This window comes from Halorubrum sp. AJ67 (assembly GCF_000513435.1).
The window spans coordinates 88,205-90,192 of sequence record NZ_CBVY010000015.1 but is presented as its reverse complement, the minus strand read 5'-3'; the positions used below and the strand labels follow the sequence as shown (position 1 = coordinate 90,192).

The 1,988-nt window shown below is 69.6% G+C and carries 3 protein-coding genes and 1 pseudogene; all 4 read right to left on the bottom strand.

Features of this window, described 5'->3' with window-relative positions; all coding sequences use genetic code 11:
• Window positions 1-104 precede the first annotated feature (104 nt).
• A complete protein-coding gene (locus BN903_RS11885; RefSeq protein ID WP_048077922.1) occupies window positions 105-314 on the bottom strand; it encodes a hypothetical protein in 210 nt (69 codons plus the stop codon).
• 12 nt (window positions 315-326) lie between these two features.
• A complete protein-coding gene (locus BN903_RS11880; RefSeq protein WP_048077921.1) occupies window positions 327-1,292 on the bottom strand; it encodes a phytoene/squalene synthase family protein in 966 nt (321 codons plus the stop codon).
• Between the two features lie 159 nt (window positions 1,293-1,451).
• Window positions 1,452-1,583, bottom strand: coding sequence for an HVO_2523 family zinc finger protein (locus BN903_RS18350; protein ID WP_255331288.1), 132 nt, complete (start codon window positions 1,581-1,583; stop codon window positions 1,452-1,454).
• 84 nt (window positions 1,584-1,667) lie between these two features.
• Window positions 1,668-1,988 (bottom strand): annotated as a pseudogene (locus tag BN903_RS11875) (hypothetical protein); the annotation flags it as partial.

Sequence of the window (1,988 nt, the reverse complement as noted above, 5' to 3'; positions counted from 1 at the left end):
GTACGTCCATACGCCCCGTCGGAGGCGGCGGGGCGAAGGGCGTTCCGACTCGGCCGGGCCGTCGCGGGCGCGTCAGCCGTCCGACTATTCCATCGGTCGGCCGACTACTCCATCGGCCGGATCCCGGTCGCGTCGAGGACGGCGAGGACGAAGAGCGCGACGAGCAGCGCGGCGGCCGCGAAGAGAACGGGTGCCGACACGGCGACGGCGACCTCGTAGGGGGCCACCAGTCGAGTCACGCCGCGGAGGAGGAAGGAGGCGAACACGAGCCCGAACGCGGCGACCGCGAGGGAGACGAACCGGGAGCGCTCCATGCGGGCCGCCGGTCAGTCCGTCTGCGGGACGCCGGTGCCGTGCGGGCCGTGACCGTGGCGGTCGTGGCCGGGATCGAAGTCGGTACACATGTCGTAGAACACGGCCTCCGGGTCGCGGTTCCACTGCCACTTCCATCGGGTGCGGACGAGCAGCGAGATCTTCCGGGCGAACGACAGCTCTGGCGTCGCCGACACCGTGTCGTAGCCGCGGTTTCGGATGAGGCGGTGGTGGTCGACGTACAGCACCGCCGCGAGCAGCACCGCAAGCTGGCAGTCCTCGGGGAGGTACTTGATGCCCGCGACGCCCTCCTCGTAGAGCCGCTCGGTGCGGGCCATCTCCTCGCGGACCGCGGCCGCGACGTGCTCGTCGAACTCCAGATCGAGGATCTGCTGCTCGCTCACGCCGTGGCGGCGGAGCGTCTCCAGCGGGAGGTAGATCCGGTCGCGCTCGACCACGTCCTCGCGGACGTCCCGGAGGAAGTTCGTCATCTGGAACGCCTCGCCGAGCTTCGTGGCGTGCGGGAGCGCCTCGGCCTCCGCCTCGGGATCGAGGTCCATGATCGCCGTCATCATTCGCCCGACTGCGGCCGCGGAGCCGTCCATGTACGCCTCCAAGTCCGCGTAGGTCTCGTACCGGTCGGTGTCGATGTCGCTCGCCATCGCGTCGACGAACGAGTGGACGTCCGCGTCGGGGATGTCGTTGCGCTCGCACACCTCGGCGAACGCCTCCAACACCGGGTCGTCGGTCGGCTCCTCGCCGAGCGCGGTCGCCCGGAGCCGGTCGAGCTCGGCACGCTGTTCGGCCGGCGGCGCGGTGTCCGCCGCGTCGACGACCTCGTCGGCGATCCGGAAGAAGCCGTACAGCACGTACGTCGGATGGCGGATCCGCTGGGGAAGCAGCCGGGTGGCGACGTGGAACGTCTTCCCGGTGCGGCGTTGGATCCGCTTGCTCCGGGCAACCTGCTTTTGCTCTACCATGCTGACCCCGGGAGGTCGGCAAGGAGGGTCACGTACGGGTCGCCCATCATGTGGTAAAAATCGAACTCCAAGAACATAACAGTTCGCACGACTCAGTTTGGTCCCCGTCCGGGTCGGTTAATTCCGCTCTCGCAGGCGGCGTGCGAACCGACCGTCCGGTCAGTAGAACGTGTCGCTACAGTCGTAGACGACGCCGTGCGCCGGACAGACGTACTTACAGTGTCGGTGGTACATCGGCGTCTCACAGACCGGGCACGGGCGACCGCCGTCGTCCGCGGTTCCGTCGCTCACGACGGAGACACGAGGGCGGGAGCAAAAACGCTGTCCACCCGCCGCCCGCGCGGCGGGACCTGACTGGTCAGCCGTCGGGACGACTCACTCCTCGGCGGCGAGGCGCTCGAAGACGGAGGTGGCGACCGACTCCTCGCCGAACGGGAGCGTCAGCACGCCCTCCCACTCGGATCCCGTGAGCGCGTCGACGGTCTCCCGGTCGAGTTCGACGCGCCTGACCTCGGTCCCGTCGAGCGCCATCGACACCACGAACGCCGCCGGGTCGTCGGTCGCGCCCGCGTCGTCGAGGCGGCTCCGGAACGACTCGACGCCCGCCTCGGAGAGGACGACCTGGACGAGGTACTCGTCGCCCTCGGCGAAGACGCCCTTGACGCGGGCGAGGTCGCTCGCGTCGAACAGCCGCGC

What these genes read in the sequence shown, in the direction of transcription:
- BN903_RS11885 (WP_048077922.1), bottom strand. Translation starts at nt 314, where the DNA reads ATGGAGCGCTCCCGGTTCGTCTCCCTCGCGGTCGCCGCGTTCGGGCTC.
- BN903_RS11880 (WP_048077921.1), bottom strand. Translation starts at nt 1,292, where the DNA reads ATGGTAGAGCAAAAGCAGGTTGCCCGGAGCAAGCGGATCCAACGCCGC.